The 19,405-nt window shown below is 53.1% G+C and carries 22 protein-coding genes, 1 tRNA gene and 4 rRNA genes; 15 read left to right on the top strand and 12 right to left on the bottom strand.

The features are described 5' to 3' along the window. The 7 genes from ABSG49_RS08835 to rrf (ABSG49_RS08805) all read left to right on the top strand — a co-directional run. Positions 1-334, top strand: a 23S ribosomal RNA gene (locus ABSG49_RS08835); the annotation flags it as partial. Between the two features lie 84 nt (positions 335-418). After that, positions 419-490 (top strand) — tRNA-Cys (locus ABSG49_RS08830). 89 nt (positions 491-579) lie between these two features. Next, positions 580-701: ribosomal RNA gene (gene rrf / locus ABSG49_RS08825) — 5S ribosomal RNA — on the top strand. A 134-nt stretch (positions 702-835) separates the two neighbouring features. Next, positions 836-957: ribosomal RNA gene (gene rrf, locus ABSG49_RS08820) — 5S ribosomal RNA — on the top strand. A gap of 189 nt (positions 958-1,146) precedes the next feature. Continuing rightward, on the top strand, positions 1,147-1,824 hold the full coding sequence (locus ABSG49_RS08815; protein WP_424025757.1) for a hypothetical protein: 678 nt from the start codon (positions 1,147-1,149) through the stop codon (positions 1,822-1,824). 44 nt (positions 1,825-1,868) lie between these two features. Then, positions 1,869-2,951 (top strand): zinc-dependent alcohol dehydrogenase, encoded by a 1,083-nt coding sequence (locus ABSG49_RS08810; RefSeq protein ID WP_424025756.1) that lies wholly within the window; start codon positions 1,869-1,871, stop codon positions 2,949-2,951. A 44-nt stretch (positions 2,952-2,995) separates the two neighbouring features. Then, positions 2,996-3,117 (top strand): 5S ribosomal RNA (rrf, locus tag ABSG49_RS08805). Positions 3,118-3,279: 162 nt separating this feature from the next. On the opposite strand, the gene ABSG49_RS08800 is transcribed toward rrf (ABSG49_RS08805), so the two are convergent. From ABSG49_RS08800 to ABSG49_RS08785, 4 genes are all read right to left on the bottom strand, one after another. Beyond that, the gene (locus tag ABSG49_RS08800; protein ID WP_424025755.1) at positions 3,280-4,338 is read right to left on the bottom strand and encodes a hypothetical protein; all 1,059 of its coding nucleotides are present in this window, start codon (positions 4,336-4,338) and stop codon (positions 3,280-3,282) included. A 108-nt stretch (positions 4,339-4,446) separates the two neighbouring features. Further along, the gene (locus ABSG49_RS08795) at positions 4,447-5,556 is read right to left on the bottom strand and encodes a DUF6159 family protein (RefSeq protein WP_424025754.1); all 1,110 of its coding nucleotides are present in this window, start codon (positions 5,554-5,556) and stop codon (positions 4,447-4,449) included. Continuing rightward, the gene (locus ABSG49_RS08790) at positions 5,553-6,002 is read right to left on the bottom strand and encodes a hypothetical protein (protein WP_424025753.1); all 450 of its coding nucleotides are present in this window, start codon (positions 6,000-6,002) and stop codon (positions 5,553-5,555) included. Before ABSG49_RS08790 ends, ABSG49_RS08795 begins: the two co-directional genes overlap by 4 nt. A 441-nt stretch (positions 6,003-6,443) precedes the next feature. Continuing rightward, entirely contained in the window at positions 6,444-7,094 is a 651-nt protein-coding gene (locus tag ABSG49_RS08785; protein WP_424025752.1) for an SdpI family protein, read from the bottom strand. Between the two features lie 185 nt (positions 7,095-7,279). Between ABSG49_RS08785 and ABSG49_RS08780 the strand changes: the two genes are divergently transcribed. After that, a complete protein-coding gene (locus tag ABSG49_RS08780) occupies positions 7,280-7,693 on the top strand; it encodes a hypothetical protein (protein WP_424025751.1) in 414 nt (137 codons plus the stop codon). Between the two features lie 4 nt (positions 7,694-7,697). Next, positions 7,698-8,012 (top strand): putative quinol monooxygenase, encoded by a 315-nt coding sequence (locus ABSG49_RS08775; protein WP_424025750.1) that lies wholly within the window; start codon positions 7,698-7,700, stop codon positions 8,010-8,012. A 22-nt stretch (positions 8,013-8,034) separates the two neighbouring features. Here the strand turns inward: ABSG49_RS08775 and ABSG49_RS08770 are convergent, their stop codons facing one another. Both ABSG49_RS08770 and ABSG49_RS08765 read right to left on the bottom strand, forming a co-directional pair. Further along, positions 8,035-8,655, bottom strand: a complete 621-nt coding sequence (locus ABSG49_RS08770) for a hypothetical protein (protein WP_424025749.1) — start codon at positions 8,653-8,655, stop codon at positions 8,035-8,037. Positions 8,656-8,732: 77 nt separating this feature from the next. Next, on the bottom strand, positions 8,733-8,972 hold the full coding sequence (locus ABSG49_RS08765; RefSeq protein ID WP_424025748.1) for a hypothetical protein: 240 nt from the start codon (positions 8,970-8,972) through the stop codon (positions 8,733-8,735). A 147-nt stretch (positions 8,973-9,119) separates the two neighbouring features. Between ABSG49_RS08765 and ABSG49_RS08760 the strand changes: the two genes are divergently transcribed. The 6 genes from ABSG49_RS08760 (at position 9,120) to ABSG49_RS08735 (ending at position 13,496) form a co-directional block, all read left to right on the top strand. Next, positions 9,120-9,914, top strand: coding sequence for an alpha/beta hydrolase (locus ABSG49_RS08760; RefSeq protein ID WP_424025747.1), 795 nt, complete (start codon positions 9,120-9,122; stop codon positions 9,912-9,914). A 122-nt stretch (positions 9,915-10,036) separates the two neighbouring features. Further along, a complete protein-coding gene (locus ABSG49_RS08755; protein ID WP_424025746.1) occupies positions 10,037-10,879 on the top strand; it encodes a DUF6159 family protein in 843 nt (280 codons plus the stop codon). A 159-nt stretch (positions 10,880-11,038) separates the two neighbouring features. After that, positions 11,039-11,584, top strand: coding sequence for a PH domain-containing protein (locus ABSG49_RS08750; RefSeq protein WP_424025745.1), 546 nt, complete (start codon positions 11,039-11,041; stop codon positions 11,582-11,584). Positions 11,585-11,834: 250 nt separating this feature from the next. Continuing rightward, entirely contained in the window at positions 11,835-12,299 is a 465-nt protein-coding gene (locus ABSG49_RS08745) for a hypothetical protein (protein WP_424025744.1), read from the top strand. Between the two features lie 35 nt (positions 12,300-12,334). Next, positions 12,335-12,712, top strand: a complete 378-nt coding sequence (locus tag ABSG49_RS08740) for a hypothetical protein (RefSeq protein WP_424025743.1) — start codon at positions 12,335-12,337, stop codon at positions 12,710-12,712. Between the two features lie 40 nt (positions 12,713-12,752). Next, positions 12,753-13,496, top strand: coding sequence for a TylF/MycF/NovP-related O-methyltransferase (locus tag ABSG49_RS08735; protein WP_424025742.1), 744 nt, complete (start codon positions 12,753-12,755; stop codon positions 13,494-13,496). A gap of 45 nt (positions 13,497-13,541) precedes the next feature. Here ABSG49_RS08735 and ABSG49_RS08730 read toward each other — a convergent pair whose 3' ends face one another. The 6 genes from ABSG49_RS08730 to ppsA form a co-directional block, all read right to left on the bottom strand. After that, a complete protein-coding gene (locus tag ABSG49_RS08730; RefSeq protein WP_424025741.1) occupies positions 13,542-13,721 on the bottom strand; it encodes a hypothetical protein in 180 nt (59 codons plus the stop codon). Positions 13,722-13,894: 173 nt separating this feature from the next. Further along, positions 13,895-14,509, bottom strand: a complete 615-nt coding sequence (locus ABSG49_RS08725; RefSeq protein ID WP_424025740.1) for an METTL5 family protein — start codon at positions 14,507-14,509, stop codon at positions 13,895-13,897. Then, positions 14,506-15,453, bottom strand: coding sequence for a diphthamide biosynthesis enzyme Dph2 (dph2, locus tag ABSG49_RS08720; protein WP_424025739.1), 948 nt, complete (start codon positions 15,451-15,453; stop codon positions 14,506-14,508). The genes ABSG49_RS08725 and dph2 overlap by 4 nt, the downstream gene beginning before the upstream one ends. Further along, positions 15,431-15,979: a hypoxanthine/guanine phosphoribosyltransferase gene (gene hpt / locus ABSG49_RS08715; RefSeq protein WP_424025738.1), complete on the bottom strand. Its 549-nt coding sequence runs from the start codon at positions 15,977-15,979 to the stop codon at positions 15,431-15,433. The genes dph2 and hpt overlap by 23 nt, the downstream gene beginning before the upstream one ends. Continuing rightward, positions 15,972-17,078, bottom strand: a complete 1,107-nt coding sequence (gene mfnA / locus ABSG49_RS08710; protein ID WP_424025737.1) for a tyrosine decarboxylase MfnA — start codon at positions 17,076-17,078, stop codon at positions 15,972-15,974. The genes hpt and mfnA overlap by 8 nt, the downstream gene beginning before the upstream one ends. Then, positions 17,068-19,353 carry a phosphoenolpyruvate synthase gene (gene ppsA / locus ABSG49_RS08705; protein WP_424025736.1) on the bottom strand — a complete coding sequence of 762 codons (2,286 nt, stop codon included), beginning with the start codon at positions 19,351-19,353 and terminating at the stop codon, positions 17,068-17,070. The genes mfnA and ppsA overlap by 11 nt, the downstream gene beginning before the upstream one ends. Between the last annotated feature and the right edge of the window lie 52 nt (positions 19,354-19,405).

The raw sequence follows: 19,405 nt of genomic DNA, 5'->3' as shown, positions 1-19,405 counted from the left end.
CGCCTATTAAAGGGGATCGTGAGCTGGGTTTAGACCGTCGTGAGACAGGTCGGTTACTATCTATCAGGAGTGTAAGGAGTCTGAGGGTAAGAATGAAATAGTACGAGAGGAACTTTCATTCGGCGCCACTGGTCGATCGGTTGTCTGACAAGGCAGTGCCGAGCAGCTACGCGCCAAGGGATAAAAGCTGAAAGCATCTAAGCTTGAAACCCGGCCTAAAAAGAGACTCCGTCATAGGACTCGGGTAAAAGACCCGTTTGATAGGCTTGGGATGTACGCACGAAGGCAACGACGTGTTCAGTCCGCAAGTACTAACGTCCGAACACTAGTGCTCACCACGTTAAACCCAGACGAAATTCTGAGTGCAAACCTTATATCGTATCCTGACATAGAGGATAGGGTATCATCCTACACGGTCGCCAAGGTGGCGGAGCGGCCACGCGGTTGACTGCAGATCAACTTTATTCCGGTTCAACCCCGGACCTTGGCTTTCGGAGAAGTGCGAAGCACTTCGACGATGAGAAGATTGCGAGAGCAATCTTCGAACTTCAGCATCTAAAGTAAAAGCAAACATGTGGTGATAGCGGCCATAGCTGTCGGGACACACCTGGTCTCATTCCGAACCCAGCAGTTAAGCCGGCACACGTAGTATGCTGTACTGAGGTACGCGAGTCCTCGGGAACCATACCAAGCTGCTATCACCTTTCCTTCTTACACGGTTACTGTTCTTATGAAATTTCACACAAGAGCGAAGCCAATCCAGAAAATATCATCTGTCCATCAAGGGGTAGCATCAGGTTCATGACCAGCATGATAAGTATCAAAAATCTCTTGTGACAGCGGCCATAGCTGTCGGGAAACACCTGGTCGATTGCCGAATCCGGCAGTTAAGCTGACATACATAATATATTGCACTGAGGTACACGAGTCCTCAGGAAGCATACAAAGGTACTATCACGGTTCTTCTTATTCCATATATTCTGGTAATGTTTGATCAAAAGCGAAGGCTTTGTTCATGCACCGACCATTTATCCCTGATTCGTGATTTAGATACAGATTAAAAAAATAATTCTTAAGTAAACTCGACCACAATATAATAAACAAAAGAATCAAAACATAGCGAGTATATTCTCTGGTGAATGATGTATGAAACAACCACTGGCAATTCAATTGAAACTTTATAGTCAATTACGTGAAGAAATAATGCAGGCTATTAACACACAACATAGAACATTTATTGCCGAATCGTTTTTTGTATCTATTGTATTTTCATTCAGTTTAATTAGTAATCTGATTATCCGGTCTAATAATACTGACAATTATGATATCCTCACGAGCATTTCTATGGCTTTCCTTTTTATCACGGCTCCCGTAGTTATTTTCTATACTTCTCTTTGGCTGATCGAACAATCCAGAATGATGCGAGCGGGTGATTTTCTTGAACTATTGGAGGATGAAATAAATAGAAATCTTCAGGGTCCCTATCTGACTTGGGAAAACTGGTTACGAAGAGATGATGTTTCATTTCTGGATGTCCACAAACTTCATCATTATGCCCAATATGCAATTTTATCAATACTCATCGGTATTGGGTATATCTCTGTAATTCTCATCTTCTTTATTTATGGTCCGAAGCATGACATTTCCTATTATATCAAAATAATAACCTCTTTATGTACATCACTTTATCTTGTCCTACTCACAGGTCTTTCTGGAATATTCATCAAATCTATCTGTCATAGATCTGATCCTTCAACAAAGCAGGATGATAAAGAAAAATATCAGCAGTTTAAAAAGAAATATTGGGAAAAAGTCAACTACTGAAATTATTAATAAATAGAAACCACATTTCGTACTAAGTTTTAACTATGAAAGCAATTGAAATCACAGGGCAGAGTCAATTGGAATACAAGGATGTACCAATACCATCAATAAGGAATGATGAAATATTAGTCAGGATCAAGGCAGTTGGCGTATGTAAAACAGATTTCGAAGTATTAGAAGGAAAACATCCCTATACCAAAAAAATTTTTTCAGAAAATGTAAATGGATTTCATCTGATTCCCGGTCATGAATGGTCTGGTATTGTTCAGAAAATCGGGAAAAACTGCCGGAACTTTACCATTGGGGATCATGTCATCGGTGAGACAACAATCAATTGTGGTCATTGCGAATATTGCAAACGGGGAAGGCCCAATTTATGCGAAAATGTTCAGGAAATTGGCATAACTCGAGATGGCGCGATGGCAGAATTTCTATCCATTCCATGCAAATTTTTACATAAGATCCCCGAAAGCATGTCATTTAAAAAGGCATCTTGCATAGAACCAACAGCCGTTGCTGTTCATGCAATCTCCCGGTTGCTGCATGAGATACCCCCTAGAAAGATTGGTGATTTAACCGTGGCGATTTTTGGCGATGGACCAATCGCCCTACTGTGCCTGCAGATTTTACAATTAAAGAAGCCGCAAACAATAATTATCATCGGAAAATCTCTAAAAAAATTAAATGTGGCAAAAAAATTAGGTTGCGATTTAATTATTAATACAGCCGGCTTATCTGAAAAAAAGAGTGTTGAACGGATAAAAAAAGATCTTGCCGGATATAAAGTAGACGTAATTATTGATGCCACCAGTAATTTTGCCTATAAAGATAGCGCAATTGTTGAGGGTATTAATATTATTCAAAAAGGTGGCATGGTCCTGCTGGTGGGGATGCACAAACCTAAAAAAATTGTAATAAATACCATTGTATTGAATGAATTGAAAATTATTGGCACGGTATCAAGTCCGGGGACATGGACAGAAGCAATCCGGCTACTCGAAACCAATGAAATTGATGTTGAGGCGCTTATTTCTGATATTTTATCGTTAAAGGATGTACCATCATTGTTCAGGCGCATAGAAACGCAACCCGATGAAATTATTAAACCTGTAATTGAGATCGACTAATCCAGATATTGACATGAATAAGATCAAAAAAGCAAACACGTGGCGATTGCGGCCACAGCTGTCAGGAAACACCCGGTCTCATCCCGAACCCGGCAGTTAAGCTGGCACACGTAGCATGCTGTACTGAGGTACGCGAGTCCCCGGGAACCATGCCAAGCTGCAATCGCCTTCCTTCTAACACGGTCATCTTATAATGTAACATTAAAGAGCGAATGCTCCAGACTATGAACCGATGTCATCGTATCGTTTTTTATAGATACCGGCAGGTCCACGGCCTGCGTGACATGTATAAAAAAAGGATGACAGGGCTATCCGTTCAAAAATGATCTTAATGCCTCTTCCACATTACAATTCCTAAAACCAGAACGACAGCTCCGATCAGGGCAAACGGAAGCAGGGCAGGCTGGGTTGGACTTTGAACCGGAGCGGTTGTAGCAGCTGTTGCCTGGGACGTCGGACTTCCTGCATCAGTGACCTGGAACGGGATAACGGTATAGGTATCCTCGTTCGTCATCTCCGGATCGCTGAACGCAGCGATGAGCGCCTCTGCCGCATCTGTGCCCTGCAGGCTTCCCGGGCCGGTGAGCCTGAAGAGGGTCGTGCCGTTGTTTAGTTTCAGGTTGCGGACATAATCCCCGCTGACAACAATGTCGAACTGGTTGTTCTGCATCGGGTGCTGGACGAAGAGCCAGTACTGCCCCGGCCCGAGACTCCCCGACATAGCCTCAGTACCGGTGAAGGTGAAGGAAGCATCTTGGTTTACCGGGCTTTTCGCAGTGGATCCGTAATTTTTCCCGATGATCCAGATCTGGACTTCCGGCGGTATTCCTTCTGCAAACCCGGTGACCGCGAATGCCTTTCCCCGCACGACAGGATTCGGAGAGATCTCCGCGGAGATGAAGGGCTTTTTCAGGATGATACTGACGGTACCGTAGGTTGTCGAATCGCTGAACTGGCTTACCGCAACGGGACTGCTTACGGCATACAGGGTATATGACCCTGCATCAAAGGGGAGATTGGCCGTGTAAAAAGAGTATTCCCAGGTTGCATCCGGTTTTATTTTCACTACTGTGAAGGTGTCCGGGTTCCCGCTGACAACCGCCTGGCGGGGCGAGGTGAGTTTTCCACCGCTGCTTGGCATATTGGGTCCGGTGATGAAGAGGTACGTGGAATCCGAACCGGTATTCTTTCCACTCAGGCTCACTTTCTCACCTAGGTAATAACTCTGGGAGCCCTGTGCGATGATCGTTACGACCGGTTTCCCTCCAGGACCTCCCGAGGTATCGGCAGATGCAGGCAGTACCAGCAGGGCTGCCATTCCTGACAGGAGGAGTAGCAGGATCACGTTCCGGAACCCCGAAGGAGTCCTTCCAGATTGTTTTTTCATATGTAAATATATGGACATTTACAATATAAAATTATCCAAGGTCTGCCGGCATCTTTTCCCCGGTATCCCCTTTCGTGAGAAGGACGGGAAAAAATGGGATGCGCGATGTTATGGTTCAGGGGATCCAGGTACCTGCCTGCTCTTTGCAGAGAGGTAAAGATGCAGCGCGGCGATTCCTCCGATTGTTGCCACGACAAATGCAACGATTAAAAGTGCGATATTATAGAGGAGGGCAAGAGCAATCCACGTGCCGGGGGGGTGGAAGATGACCGTCTCGTATGGCGATACCATCCCGGATGCTGCCTGGAGAAGCTGGTACGTAAGGAACACACCGGATACGATAACCCCAAGGAAGAGGGCGCAGGCAGCTACCCCGGCCCAGGTCTTTTTCATCATGGCAAACGATCCCCCGACTGCCTCCCTGAGGGCCTTTTGCTCGAGTACGATAAGGGGCACGACAAACGGGGTCAGGACGAACATGAGCAGGGTGATCGCCGAAAAATGCAGGGCCTCCAGAAACCCGAATGGATATATCAATAACAGCAGCGATCGTCCCCCATAACCCGGAATCTCGGTTAACATGTTCCAATCGAGAGTCCAGTTGAAGGGGAACTGGAAGATTGTGCTGGTGAAAAAACCATCCCCAATGGTATAGATGAACCCGAGCTCATGCGGGAACCAGACAATGGCAAAATAAACATAAATCCTCTCAAGCAGCATGCCTGCGAGTGCCAGAACCAGGGACCATAAAAAGATGGCTTTCAGGTATTTTTTTGCCCCACAAAGCCCCTCAAAGAACGACGCAGGGCCTTCTTTTTCTGATGAGACGCTCAAAATAAGGCCCGCCAGTAAGAACATCAGGCAGAATAGTGTTGAGAACCCGAGTAAAAAGTCCTGGCCATATAATAGAATTATATCCGGTTGGATGATCCTGTTGATGTACCAGAGTGCCCCCTGGCCGATGGCGTTTCCAGTCAGCACAAGCCCGGCAAGGAGCGTAAACCAGAGGAGCTGCCGGTTCCGGTTCAGTGTCCTCATCCCCGAGAGGGCTGCTCCAATTCCCCGGCGAATAGTTCCCAATCCACCGCCACTGCCATCCGGCAGTCCCTCATAGGTGGATTCCGGCGGGATACGGATACCCGTCTGCAGTGCATGTACTGCCGGTGGTTTCCGGCACAGGCCGAACCAGTGTTCAGCAGTTTCGGATATCCCGGTCATTCCTCTTTCTCCCGGATCTTTGCCAGCAGTTCCTCAGCCATCTGGGTCGGGTCCTGGGTCTTTTCGAGTTTTATCCCCAGCTCGGCTGCGAAATCCCAGATGAACTCGATGCATTTTGTGAACTCTTTGCAGGAAATGCAATCGCCGTCATGCTCGTACCAGACCTGCATGCCATGCTTCTCCGAGACCAAAATATAGGCATTGGTCTGGAAGGGTACAGATCTCCCGAACAGGATGCCCCGCTCTACATCGATCTTTTCAATCTGGATTCTGTTTGCCCTGGCCATTTCCCGCAGCGAGGCATCGATCTTCTCGTCCATCACGCGGAGTGCCTGTGAGACACCCTGCCTTGTTATCCCGATATGGTTTGCGATTGAGACGTTGGACATCCCGCTGCGCCGCATCTTCCAGAACCCGAACTGTTTCTCGTTCATGGGAAGGAACATGAGTAAATGTATTGATGTTTACAATATAAAACATTTGTTAATCTCTCTTATTCGCGTTCCTGAGACACAGATAATAAATGTGGTATCGATGGACGTAACCGGAGGTACCGTAATTTCTTCACAGGTGTGATACACCTGGTCGATTGCCGAACCCAGCAGTTAAGCTGAGACACGTAGTATGCTGTACTAAGGTACGCGAGTCCCCAGGAACCATACCAAGCTGCAATCACCTTCCTTCTTACACGGTATCAATCCTCATGAATTTTCACTGATGAGCGAACGCTCTTGTCATGTCATTGTATCGTTTTTAGGATACACCGGCAGGTCCGCGGCCTAAAGAACAGGTAATCAAAAACATGGTGAGAGCGGCCATAGCCGTCGGTACACTCCCGGTCGTTTGCCGATCCAGGGAGTACCGGTTATGATCACGCTGTATGCTAATTATCCGGCTGTTCCGGTTGCCTGCTCTTTCCTGAATTCTACATATGAATACACGATGGAATAGCATGCAACCGCAACTGCCGGGATGAGGATGAACACCCACGCATACATGCCTGCCAGGGTACCGATCATGCTCACAACGCCAGCCAGCTTGAAGAGCTTCGCGCCCACCGTGTGTGTCTTCCTCCAGACGGAGTCGCTGCTCAGGGTCCACGGGGTGCGGATGCCGACAAACCAGTTGGGCTCCGCATGCTCCAGTAAAAACCCGATATAGATGAACAGGATCCCGATCATGACGGGCATGGTGAGGTTGGGACTGAGACGGATCCCAAGCCCCCAGAGGATAATCTCGAGCTGGACGAAGAAGAGGAATGCGGCGAAGACGAGGATGAAGCCATCGTAGTAGTCCTGGAATTTCCGGTAATTGTCCCGGAGGGGATCGATTCGGGGAAGGACCGCGAGCAGGGCGCAAAAAACGCACATAAGCAGGGGGATGAGGATGAGTCCCCAGAATTTCGGCAACGTGCCGTTCACATCTCCCACCGTGTTCCAGTGCGAAGCCACAACGTCCGGCATCATCGGGTATACGATAAGTGTCATCACCGCAGTAACAACGAGCACAAGAATGATTGCAGGGAGGATCAGCTTCATGTATTGAGATCCTTGTTACCGGAATATGAATGAGCGGGTGCATTTGTAACGGTAGAAAACTCATCAGGATCATTTAAAAAACAAATTCAGTTCCGTATGAACGATTAAAAAAAATTAGTCTCTACCGAATCCGTTGAATGAGAAATCCCCAACATTTATCTCCCTTTCTCTCCCACATCCCCATCATGAGAAGCGTGCATTGGACCTGTCTTTTTGTCATCATTCTTGTCATCATCTGTGGCTGTCTCCAGCCGGCACCGTCGAATACCTCCCCGGCAACCCCTGCAGCCCCGATCACGCCACCCGTTACAGCCACCTCGAATCCGAATGCGCAGAAACAGGTGAATTTCACGGTAACGCAGGCCGGGAGTATGCTGAACATCACCTATGACGGCGGGCCCGATGCTGCGGACCTGGCATCCATCGCGATCCGGATAACGAACCATGATGGCACGCAGATAACGAGGACGATTGACAATCCCGTTGTCGATTACACCTATGTCTTTCCCTACCGCGGGGTGGCCAATGCCGCTTTCGTGAATATCATCGGAACGTTCGGAAACGGGTACCAGCAGACGGTACTCATGTATTATATGTGAGAGTATGGCAACTGCAATCCCCCGATCAAACCTTGTCGTGACCGTGCAGCTCAAGGTCAAACCCCGTTCTGTGAACAAGATGCGGGTCATCGCCCACGATCTTATCATGGCATCCCGCGGCGAAGACGGGTGTGTCCTCTACCTGATCACCGAGTCAGCGGACGATGAGACAAAATTTTTCATCTACATGGTATGGTTCGACGAAGAATCCTACCAAAAACATGCGGGGTCCCCGTATGTCCGGGCGTTCATGAATGAGATCGCCCGCGAGATCCTTGAGAAACGCGTTGTGACCGATAAATGGCACTCGCTGGGATAACAGGAAAAAAATTGTTTGGGATTTATCCCATACCGTTGAGTTCCATAGTTGAGGAACCCTCGCCGGCATTGCTTACCATCTTGACCAGGCCCTTGTCCTTGACAATCCAGTAGGTTGCCGTGTTGCCGTTCACCGTGGCGGTGTACTTGTCGGCAGTAAATGTCCCGGCCGGCACGGTGACAACGTCAGGTCCGACGTATGTATACTTGACATCGGAGGGGGTTGAACTCGCATCGTTGGGGTTGCTCTGTGCCTTACCGGTGGAACTGCAGTCCATGGAGGATGGCATTCCCTGTGCTCCGGCACCCTCGAACCGCATGGTGCACTTGCCGCTCTTCTCCCACTTGATATACATCGTTATCGACTGCCCACTGGAACTGCTGCTCATCTTGTACTCGATCCAGTTGTAGGACAGTCCACCGAAGAGATCTGAGGCACTTGCCGAGGATCCCGCTGCAACGGAACTTCCGCTGCTCTGGCTGCCGGCCGCGGATGACGGGCTGGCGGCAGCGCTGCTGGTACTTGCGGAACCCTGCGATGTGCTTCCGGACGGGGTTGTGGTCTGGGTCGATGTACACCCTGCAACAGCAATGGCAATCACGACGAGCATGACTGCAATGACACTGATATGCGCAAACTTCATAAACGCTCCTCGAGATAGGTCAGACAAATTCCCTGCACCCGGTTTCTCTCATAGTGCACAAGCCCGGAGTGAAAGGATCAGAAGGGTATTTCCTCATAACCTTTATAAAAATACCGCAATGTCACGGTACTCTCTTTGGAGGGCGATATCACCGTTTCCTGGCATGGCCCGATTGCGACCAGCCCGGCACGCGTGGTGCCCGTGGTCTGGAGAAGGAAACCGACGAGTGACGGGCCGATAAACCTGCCGTTGTTCCTGATCGAGTTGATCATCGTGACACCGGCTGCTTTTCCGTGCAGGGGAATCCGGTATCCCAACCCTTTATTATCCAGCCTCTCTAAAACAGAAACATAATGATCAGCGATTCTCCTGATGAACTTTTATCGATCATCAGATCGCATGCTTCTGACCCAAAAAAGCCCTTGTCTGTAGTACGTCAGGACTACTCCTTGTTTTATACGGAAATGCAGGAAGAGATCGTCGAAGAGGGCGGCCATACCGTGGAAAAGGTTGCAATCAGGGACGGCCTTTACGGTTACTGGGTAACGGTTCCGGAATCCGCGCAGGACTATGCCGTCCTCTTCTTCCATGGCGGGGGGTTCACCATGGGATCGACGGAGGACCATCTTGGTCTCTGTATACGGCTTGCCCGGGCGGCCCGGTCGCGGGTTTTCTCGGTGGATTACCGGCTCGCGCCCGAACATGTCTTTCCCGCACCGGTCGAGGATGCGATCGCTGCGTACCGCTATCTCCAGTCAAAGGGGTACCTCCCCCACCGTATTCTCCCGGTCGGTATATCCGCGGGAGGAAATCTCGTGCTGGCGTCCCTCCTCGCCCTTCACGGGCAAAACCTCACGCTTCCCCCGGCAGCGGTCTGCATGTCCCCTGCGACCGATCTGCAGTTTCCCGGCGAATCGGTGACCAGGAACCAGGAGAGGGACTGGATCACGCCCGCCCGCCTCCATGCCATCCGGACGGTATACCTTGCGGGCCACGATCCGGCAGACCCTCCGGCTTCCCCGGTCCACGGGGCACTCAAGGCCCTCCCCCGCCTCTATATCCAGGTCGGCACGCACGAGCTGCTCCTGTCCGATGTCGGCACGTTCGTGGAAAAGGCCCGGTGGGCCGGCGTCCCGGTCCAGGTCGAGCTCTGGGAAGGCATGTTCCATTGCTGGCAGGTGTTTGCCGGGCAACTCCCCGAGGGCCAGGAAGCGATCGATCACGCCGGTGCCTTCATCCGGAACGTCCAGGGCCGGTAGGCAGCCCCGGTCTTGTATGTATGTGCCGCAGGCAATAATTGCCCGGACCGGTGCAGGGAATCTCCCTTCTTTTCCGGCACATGCACGCAATCTTCATCACATCCCGGCAACCACGCTGATCTATGTTCGAAAGTATCGGCAGAAGTTTCGAGCTTGTCAAAACAAGCTGGAACATTCTCATGGATGACAAGAAGCTGCTCGTGTTCCCGGTCCTCTCCGGGATCGTGACACTCATTGTCATCCTCAGCTTCTTCCTCCCGCTCCTTGTTTCGCATGCCTTGATGGGGATGATGGACGCAGGCCCGGTCGCCTACTACGGCCTCCTGTTCCTCTTCTACGTAGTGAGCTACTTCGTCGTGATCTTCTTCAACACGGCGCTGATCTCGTGCGTGAATGCGAAACTGAACGGGAAGGATATGTCGATCAGCGAAGGCATCTCCAATTCCGCAAAGCACCTCCCCGCCATTCTCGGGTGGGCGATTGTCTCCGCGACCGTGGGGATCGTCCTCCACATCCTCGAGAGGCGCTCCGGCTGGATCGGGCAGATCGTGCTCTCTCTCATCGGCGGGGCATGGGCGCTGGTCACCTACTTCGTGGTCCCAATCCTTATCCTTGAGGACAAGGGTGTCTTTGCCTCGCTCGGGGAATCCTTTGCCCTGATCAAGAAGACCTGGGGCGAGAGCATTGTCGGTTCGGTAGGGATAGCGATCGTCTTCGTGGTCATCGGGGCGATTGCAGCATTCGGTGTCGTCGCCACCCTACTTTTCGGGATGCCAATTATTATTGGTATTGCACTTTTCCTCTTTGTCGTCATTGTCCTCGCCGTGATCTACTCGGCTATGCAGGGCATCTACGTCACTGCGCTCTACACATATGCCAAGACCGGCACGGTTCCATCTGCATTCAATTCCGACCTGATCCGGAACGCCTTTGCCCAGAAACAGGCCGGGCCAGGAAACATCTGATTTTTTTCAAAATAGATATTATTTGACGAATAAATTTTTTTTATGTTTAGAAATATCCCAAATACAAACGCGATATTAGTTATCGACCATCAGATTTTGATATTTAAACAGGGAGAGTATAAAGAAAGCCCTATATTATAGAAAGTTACGAATGATATCATGGCAATTCGTATACCGACAGAAATTACTCTGACTGAAGGGGAAGTACCTTTTTGGTTTGGACAGATGAGTTGGGCAGCAAATTGGGTTCTTTTATTATTAGGTCTTATTTTCCTCATTTTTTTTATAGGAATTTTTTTCTTTGTTGGTGCATGGATAAATGTGGCAACTTCTGAATATTTCATCTCCAATAAAAGAATTTTTGTAAAATATGGATTAATTTCCCGAGTAATGAATGATATCAAGATGGAATGGGTTACTAATACATCATTAGCTCAAGATTTTTTTGGCAGAATCCTCAATTTTGGTAATGTCCTCATTGCCACCCCAGGAACTGCAACGGGAACTGAGATGATGATGGGTGTAGCGAATCCGATGATGGTTAAAGGAATGATCGAAGAACGTCTCGTAAAATTCAAGAAGAATGAAGAAATTCGCCAATCTATCAGAAGAATTACTGATGAATATAAGATGGGACGACTTGATGAGGCACGTTATAACTCATTGAAACAAGAGTATGAGACAGAAATATTAAAAAATTCTTAACTTTATTTTTTGTTATTTTACAATCAATTGTGTGTCATTAAAAAGAAAACCTATTGTAAGAATTACCAGATAATTTTCTCTGATATTCACAGTCAATTGTGCATTATCATTAGAATCCTTTGATTTCAGATTGGTCCTCTCGAAGTTGAAGGTCGCTGATTCCTCCCTTCTCTTCATCGAGATTTTTTCAAAACCTCTCTGACCCAGTACCTATCGTTATATTTACAGCCCCTGCCGCCCCATGATCCGTATGCTGAAAAAGACCGCATGGGCTGCCCTGCCCGGGGCGACCCCTGCCGAGAAACTCGCAACAATCGGCATCACGGTGAAAAAATCCGTCAACATCCGGAAACTCGGGACGATCGCGGACAACTATGGTGTAGCGATCTGGCTCTTTTTCGAGGAGGATCTTGCACGGACACGGAGCCTTGAGTCTGTACTGGCCGAGTTCGAAAAAGTCCCCGAGTACGAGCGCCCGGTGATCCTGGTCAAAAGTTTCCTCCGGTTCACGCAGGAGAACGATCCCTCCTTTGAGCAGACCATGGAGGAGTTCCCGCTGATGGCGGAAATTGTCACAATCGGTGAGACACCTTCCGGCAGTGGAACGAATGCCGGACCGTATGTCACGTGCCTGATGCCTTTCCTCGACGAACTGGATCTCAGCGCTGAACTGCCGCAGCCCGGCCTGCATGCCGTCCCGCCGGAAAAACCCTGACCGGCCTTCTGCAAGAATAACGGACCTGACCCTGCATGGCAAAAAAGTCCCGCACCTATATCTGGCAGTTCGTGATCGGCCTCGGTTTCCTCTCCGGCTTCTGGACCGCGATCGGGATCGACCCTGAAGCCGTCATCCTCAATGCGCTGGGAAAGGCGGCCGATGTGGTCAACCCGGACCAGAACATCCGCTCCCTGTTCATCATCCTGCCGACAATCCTGCTCCTCCTTTCCATTTTCGGGGCATACCGGAAAGGGCACGTGCTGGGACTTGTCGCAGTCATCGTCGCATACCTGGCGGGACTTTCGATCCTTGTTTCAAGCGTTACTGCGATCCTCCTCCTCCTTGCGGCAGTCGCCCTCGGCTTCCTCGCCACGAACCGCCGGGTCGCCCGGAACCTGGGATTCCGGTGATCGCGATTTATAAATGACATGAACACCTATTTTATAGGACATGAGCCTGCTCCGGAAGAAAAACCTCTACTCTGTGTTTGACTCTGTCATTCCCAGCAGGTATCTTCTCAAATTCCGCAAGGCCATCTTCTTTGAGCCGTTCATGGGCAACGATATCGCGAACCGGGGCAGGCTCTCCCATTACGGGTGCGAACGGCGCAAGGAGTTTGCCAAGAACCTGAAGAAGATCCGGAATGAGACCGAACTCCTGCTCGAGGATATCGAGGCCTACCATATCTACATGGCAGTGAAGACGACACAGAAGGTGCCAGGCGACATCGCGGAAGTCGGGGTATACAAGGGCGGATCTGCCAAGATCATCTGTTCGGCAAAGGGGAACAAAGCCCTCCACCTCTTTGATACGTTCGAAGGCCTGCCAAAGGTGGAAGACATCGATATGGTCTGGCCGTTTTACGAGGGAAAGTTCGCCGCTTCCTACGACACGGTCCGGGAGTACCTCAAGGATGGCAGCAATGTCCATTTTTACAAGGGCGTCTTCCCCGGCACATCGGATCCGGTAAAGGATAAGACGTTCTCGCTCGTGAACCTCGACGTGGACTGTTACGGCAGCACAAAACAGTGCCTCGAATTTTTTTACGCCCGCATGAACCCGGGCGGCATCATCATCTCCCACGATTACATCACGGCCCCCGGCGTGAAAAAGGCCTTCGACGACTTTTTTGAAGGAAAGAAAGAGCCGGTGCTCGAAACCGCCGGCTCCCAGTGCCTTGTCGTCAAGCTCTGAAAAAGAGAGAATATTTTTTAAAATTTTTTGGCTGTCGTTTCGGTATCAGTCTTTGAATATCAGGATACCAAAGACAACGAGCATCAGGCCGGCGAGCAGCACGACAATGCCGATCAGGCCCTTTACTGCCTCGATGACTTCCGGCAGGAATGTCCAGATGGCAAAACCCCCAAAGGCACACAAAACCAGCCCGACGATCAGTGCAATGACTCCGACTTTATCCATACTCTTTCCTCACATCAGGTTCTCACCGGGATATTATAAGCCTGTTGCATTTATTGGGCAGCAGTCCCTGTGCCCTTGCGGAACAGGGTCTTCCACGGGCAGGGCAGCACTGCCATCAGCACCGCCGCGGCCGCGATGGGGATGGGAATAGTGCCGAGCGCTGCGACATTGTATCAGGGTATCCGTATCAGTCGTAGGATCTCGACCTCAATCTCCTGCACGTCCTTTGTATGGAACGCGAAGGTCCTCTTTATCGGGAATGACCCCCCGACCCGTTCGGCGATCTCCCCGCGGCCTTCCGTGTAGGTCTTTACAAAAGAGGTAGATCCCGCATTAAAGATACCATAGGTGACAGGAGCAAGACGCAGGGCGAGGTCGATGAACGGCCGGTCGGCATGGGCCTTCTGTGCCCCGAATGGCGGGTTCATGACGACGGTATCGCAGGCTCCCGCCCTTCCCGGAAGCCCCCCATCCTTTACGTCGGCACTGATGAACTCCACATCGGTTTCAAGCATGGTGGCGTTCCTTCGGGCGACTTCGATGGCCCTGTCGTCGATCTCGATGCCGGTTACCGATTCGGCGCCAAGGAGCGAGGCGCCGATGGCGAGTACTCCTGTCCCGCTCCCGAGATCGCAGACCCTTTTTCCTTCGATATCTCCCTTCATGAGCGCATGGTACAGCAGCCGGGCTGCAAGGGGGGCAGGAGTCTGGTACTGCTCGAGCACGGCCCGGGGGCGGGAGAAGCCTGCGAGGCGCTGGAGGGTCATCTCAAGGTTCTTGAGTTTCATGGGATCTCGTCGATCTCGTAATCGTCCCAGTTCCGGGCACCGCAGAGGATCTCGAACTCCTGCGGCGACAGGACCGGTGCCGGGAACCGCTGCTGGTCATCGTACGCGAGCCGGGGGCAGGCGGTGTTGACGTAACAGCCGAACCCGAGGTTCAGCAGCTCGTCCGGGCTGACCTCCTGCATGGTCACGATCACGGCGGAGGGGGAGAGGGAGGCGAGGCGCCGGGCAAGGTCCATCCGCCGCTGCCCGCTCTTGGTGCTGACGATGATCCCGATACTCTTTGCTCCCCGGGCCTTCTCGATCACCGCAAAGCGCCGGCGCAGGAGCGCATCACGGCGTACCTCCCGTGTGGTGCCGGCGAGAGGGTCGAGCGCGATGACGCGTGCCCCGGTGGTAAGGGCAATCCCGACCGGGTGGAAGAGCCCGGTGCCCACGAACATGATCTGATCGGCTCTCGTATCCCTTGCCGTGGAAAAGCAGCACCCGAGCACCTGGCCGCGGTGGGGTGTCCTGCCTCTGCCTCCGGCAACCTGAACGTCAACGCCCTTCGAGCGCAGGTATTTCTCCATCTCCGGAATGAGATGGACGTGCTGGACGGTGGTAACAAGGCCCGTACGCGCTCTCTGCAGGAGCGGGAGTGCGTTGTCCAGCACGGACATATCAAAACCGACCGTGTAAGGGAGGAAAATGACATCCGGCCGGTCATCGACCGGTGCATGCCCGATATGGACGAGCACGTCCGCATCCCCAAGGGTATCAAGTGCCAGATCGCAGGCCCCGTAACAGGGATCACCGCTCACGATGACCTCAAAGCCGGCCTCCATGAGCGTCGTGGCATACTCAGCGGCCTTCCGTTTCAGCCCTTCCGGGAACTGGAGGGCGACCCGTTTCGCCCCCCGCTCCTCCAGCTGCCTGATGAGGTCAGAGGAATCGCTTGACAACATGCACCCGGTCGTCCACCTCTATCTTCACGAGAGACTTGTAGGGGCGGCCGATATCGGGGTCGCCCCGCTGGATCGCGATGCAGACGTCCACGACATCAGCGCCGGCGATCTCAAGGGCCGCGAGGAGTGCCTTCATCGTCCCGCCTGTGCTCACGACATCGTCGATGATCACGACCCGGTCGCCCTTGTAGACCCCGTTCAAGTAAAGTTCGCCCCTGGAATAACCCGTCGTCTGGTGGACCGGGACCTCGTGCGGGAGCTTGTACTCCCGCTTGCGCATCACCGTCATCGGGATGTCGGTCATGGTCGAGAGGACCGATCCAATGTGGATCCCCATCGCCTCCACGACCACGATCTTTTCCACGCCCTTGAGGTCGAGCACCTTGACCATCGCGGCTGCCACTTCGCGCAAAAGAGCGGGGTCGACGATCGGTACGCCATCGGTGATGGGGTGGATGAAATAGTTGTATTCCCCGCGTTTCACCATGGGGCAGGTCTCAAGCGATGCTACCAGTCTGTCAAGCATGTAACTCACCCATATCTTTTAAAAATGCCTCGATCCTGCCCGCGTGCACGTGGGGCATGCAGACAATCCGCAGGTGTTTCCGGCGGGTCCACGAAACCCTCCAGGGCCCGGGCACGGCGTCCTCCGGGCAGACGAACGTCGCGACGTTGACGTCGGGAGTCGCAGCCTGCGGAAACCCGAGCGTCTCCATCCCCGCGATCAGCCGCCCGGTGTTCTTCATGCACCCGGCGACGACCGCTCTCATACCCTCCGTGCCGAGATAATCGAGCACGGCCAGTGCCCCGGCGACGGGAGCGCCCGGGCGGGTGCCCCCAAGGGTGAATTCCTGCTTGACCGTGAGGTAGGGCGTCTCGATGTTGAGGGTGGTGAGGAGTCCCGGGTCCCGGGTGAGGAGGCAGCCGCAGGGGATGGTGCTCATCCCCATCTTATGCGGGTCGACCGCGATGGTCGTGACGCCCGGGAGGGCAAAATCGAAGGGGACCGGCCGGTCGAGGAACGGGATCACCATTCCGCCGAATGCCGCGTCCACGTGGAAGAAGAGGTCGTGCTGCTGTGCGATCTTTGCCAGATTGGCAATAGGGTCGACCATGCCGTACTCGGTGGTACCGGCAACGCCCACGATGGCGATTGTGTGCTTGTCAACGAGTGAGGCCGCCTTCTCTGCATCCATCCGGTAGTCCTTCCCGACCGGCGCCCGCCGCATTTCGAGGCCGAGGATATCGCAGGCCTTCTTGAAGGAGAAGTGGGCAGATTCCGGCACGATGACATTCGGGGATCTCGTCCCGCTCTTCTGCACCTTGGCGAGCCGGAGCGCCTGGATATTGGACTCGGTGCCCCCGCTCGTTGCGTACCCCCCAGCCTCGGCACAGTGGAAGAGGGAACCGAACCTGCGGATGAGGAGCCGTTCGAGCGAATACGTGCCGGGGAAGAGCCCCGGGTCGCCGAGGTTTGTCTCCATGAACATGCAGTGCGCCCTCACCGCAACGGAGTGGGGGATGGTGCACATGGAGCTTAAAATAAAGTCGTGGTCGATGTCCTCCCGTTTTTTCCGGGAGAGAAACGTGAAGAGTTCTTCTTCAGACTGACCCTTATTCAGCATCTTTTGTTCTCGCGGCTTCGAGGATGATGTGTTTTTCCGTCCGGGCAACCGCTTCGCGGATCTTTGTGATGGCATCGATGTTTGCCGAGATGCTGGAGATACCGTGTTCGACAAGCCAGACCGCCATCTTCGGGTCGGAACCGGCCTGACCGCAGATCGAGCATTCGACATTGTAGGAGCGGCATACCTGGATCGCGTTGTGGATCAGGCTGAGCACGGCCGGGTGCTGCGGGTTGTACATGTCGGCCACGTTCTCATTGTTCCGGTCGATGGCGAGCGTGTACTGGATCAGGTCGTTTGTTCCGAACGAGGCGAACTTGATGCCGGCCCGGATGAAGTCCTCGATCATGATTGCGCTCGAGGGGATCTCGATCATGATGCCGAGTGTGACGTTATCGACGTCAACACCCCATCCCCGCATCATCTCTTTTCCCTTGATGAACTGGTCTGGATGGGAGACCATCGGGAACATGATCCCGAGATTTTCATAGCCCTCTTTCCAGAGGCGCTTGAACGACTCGACCTGGAGCCGGAACTGATCCGGGCTCTGGAGGTCACGGCGGATGCCTCTCCAGCCGAGCATCGGGTTGTGCTCGTGCGGCTCGTTCTCGCCGCCCGCCATGTTCCGGAACTCATCGGTCGGGGCATCGAGGGTCCGGACCCATACGGTCTTGCCGGGGAATGCATCGAGCACGATCTTGATGCCGTCGTGGAGTTCCCTGACGAACTCCTCTTCCTTGTTGTTGGTGATGAACCAGCCGGGGGTCTTGTTGAGCCCGAGGATCAGGTGCTCGATCCGGAGAAGGCCGACGCCGTCAGCGCCGGTTGCCGCTGCCCGGGCTGCTGCCTCGGGGATGGAGACGTTCACCTTCACGCTCGTCGCGGTGATGATCGGGGCATGGCCGATGACGGCCTGCGGGGAAATGGCGGCCTGGGCCGGTGCCGCATGGGCGACCTCGCCCTCATAGATAAGGCCCATCTCGCCGTCCACGGTGATGAGCTGGCCGTTCTTGAGCACGTTCGTTGCCGTCTTCGTGCCCACGACTGCCGGGGTGCCGAGTTCGCGGCTGACGATCGCTGCGTGGCAGGTCATCCCGCCCTCGTCAGTTACGATCGCGGCGACCTTGCGCATCGCCGGCACCATGTCGGGGTTCGTCATCTTCGTGACGAGAATGTCGCCCTCCTTGACGGCCCCCGTGTCCTTTACGTCCCTGATGATGATGACCTTGCCGGTGGCGATACCCGGTGCCGCCCCCTGCCCCTTGAGAATGATGGTTGCACTTGACTTCTGTCCTGTCATGCCCTTTGCCTCCTTCTTCCCGATGGTCGTGATCGGGCGGGACTGGAGAATGTAGATCGTCCCCGCCACCACACCCCATTCGACGTCCTGCGGTACCCCGTAATGGCTCTCGGCGATCTTGCCGTACATCGCCAGCTTCGCCACTTCCGCATCGGAAAGCACCTGTGCGTCCTGCCGGTCCTTCGGTACGTCCACGAGCTTCGTGCCGTGGTCCCCGTTGGCGATGATCTCCACTTTTTTATTGGCGATGAATGTGTCAACAACCTTCTCGGTCCGCTGGTCGAAAACATATTTGTCCGGTGAGACCGAGCCGGAGACGACCGCCTCCCCGAGGCCCCACGAGCCTTCGATGATCGTGAGGGACTCTCCCGTGATCGGGTGGGACGTGAACATGACACCGGCCTTCTCCGAGTGCACGAGCTGCTGGACGACCACCGCGATGTTTACGGTATTGTCGTCGAACCCCTGCTTTGCCCGGTAGTAGATCGCCCGGGCGCCGTAGAGCGATGCCCAGCATTTCTGGACCGAGGAGAGGAGTGCCGCTTCGCCTTTGATATTGAGATAGGTCTCCTGCTGGCCGGCAAAACTGGCATCGGGCAGGTCCTCGGCAGTGGCGCTCGACCGGACGGCGACGATGAGTTCTCCGTCCGACATCTTCTTGTAGGACTTGCGGATGTCATCCCGGAGTGCCGCCGGCATCTTCGCCTTCATCACGAGCGCCTTCGCCATGTCGGCCGCATTCTCCAGTGCCTCGTTGTCCTCCACATCGAGCCGCTCGAACGATGAAAAAATCTTCTTTTCAAGACTGGTCTCGACTAAAAACCTGCGGAAGGCCTGGGCCGTGACAACGAAGGCTTTCGGGACGGGGAGACCGAGAGAGGCCATCTCGCCAAGGGAAGCCCCCTTGCCTCCGACGGATATGATATCCTCCTTCCTGATCTCCTCGAGCCACAGTATATTAGGCACATCTTTCATGCTCGCACCACTTATGATCTTATCGCCACCCTGTTTAATGATTATGATAACC

Source organism: Methanoregula sp., assembly GCF_049510175.1.
GTDB lineage: Archaea > Halobacteriota > Methanomicrobia > Methanomicrobiales > Methanospirillaceae > Methanoregula.
Note: the sequence above shows the minus strand (reverse complement) of the source record. Positions and strands in the feature narration are given on the sequence as shown.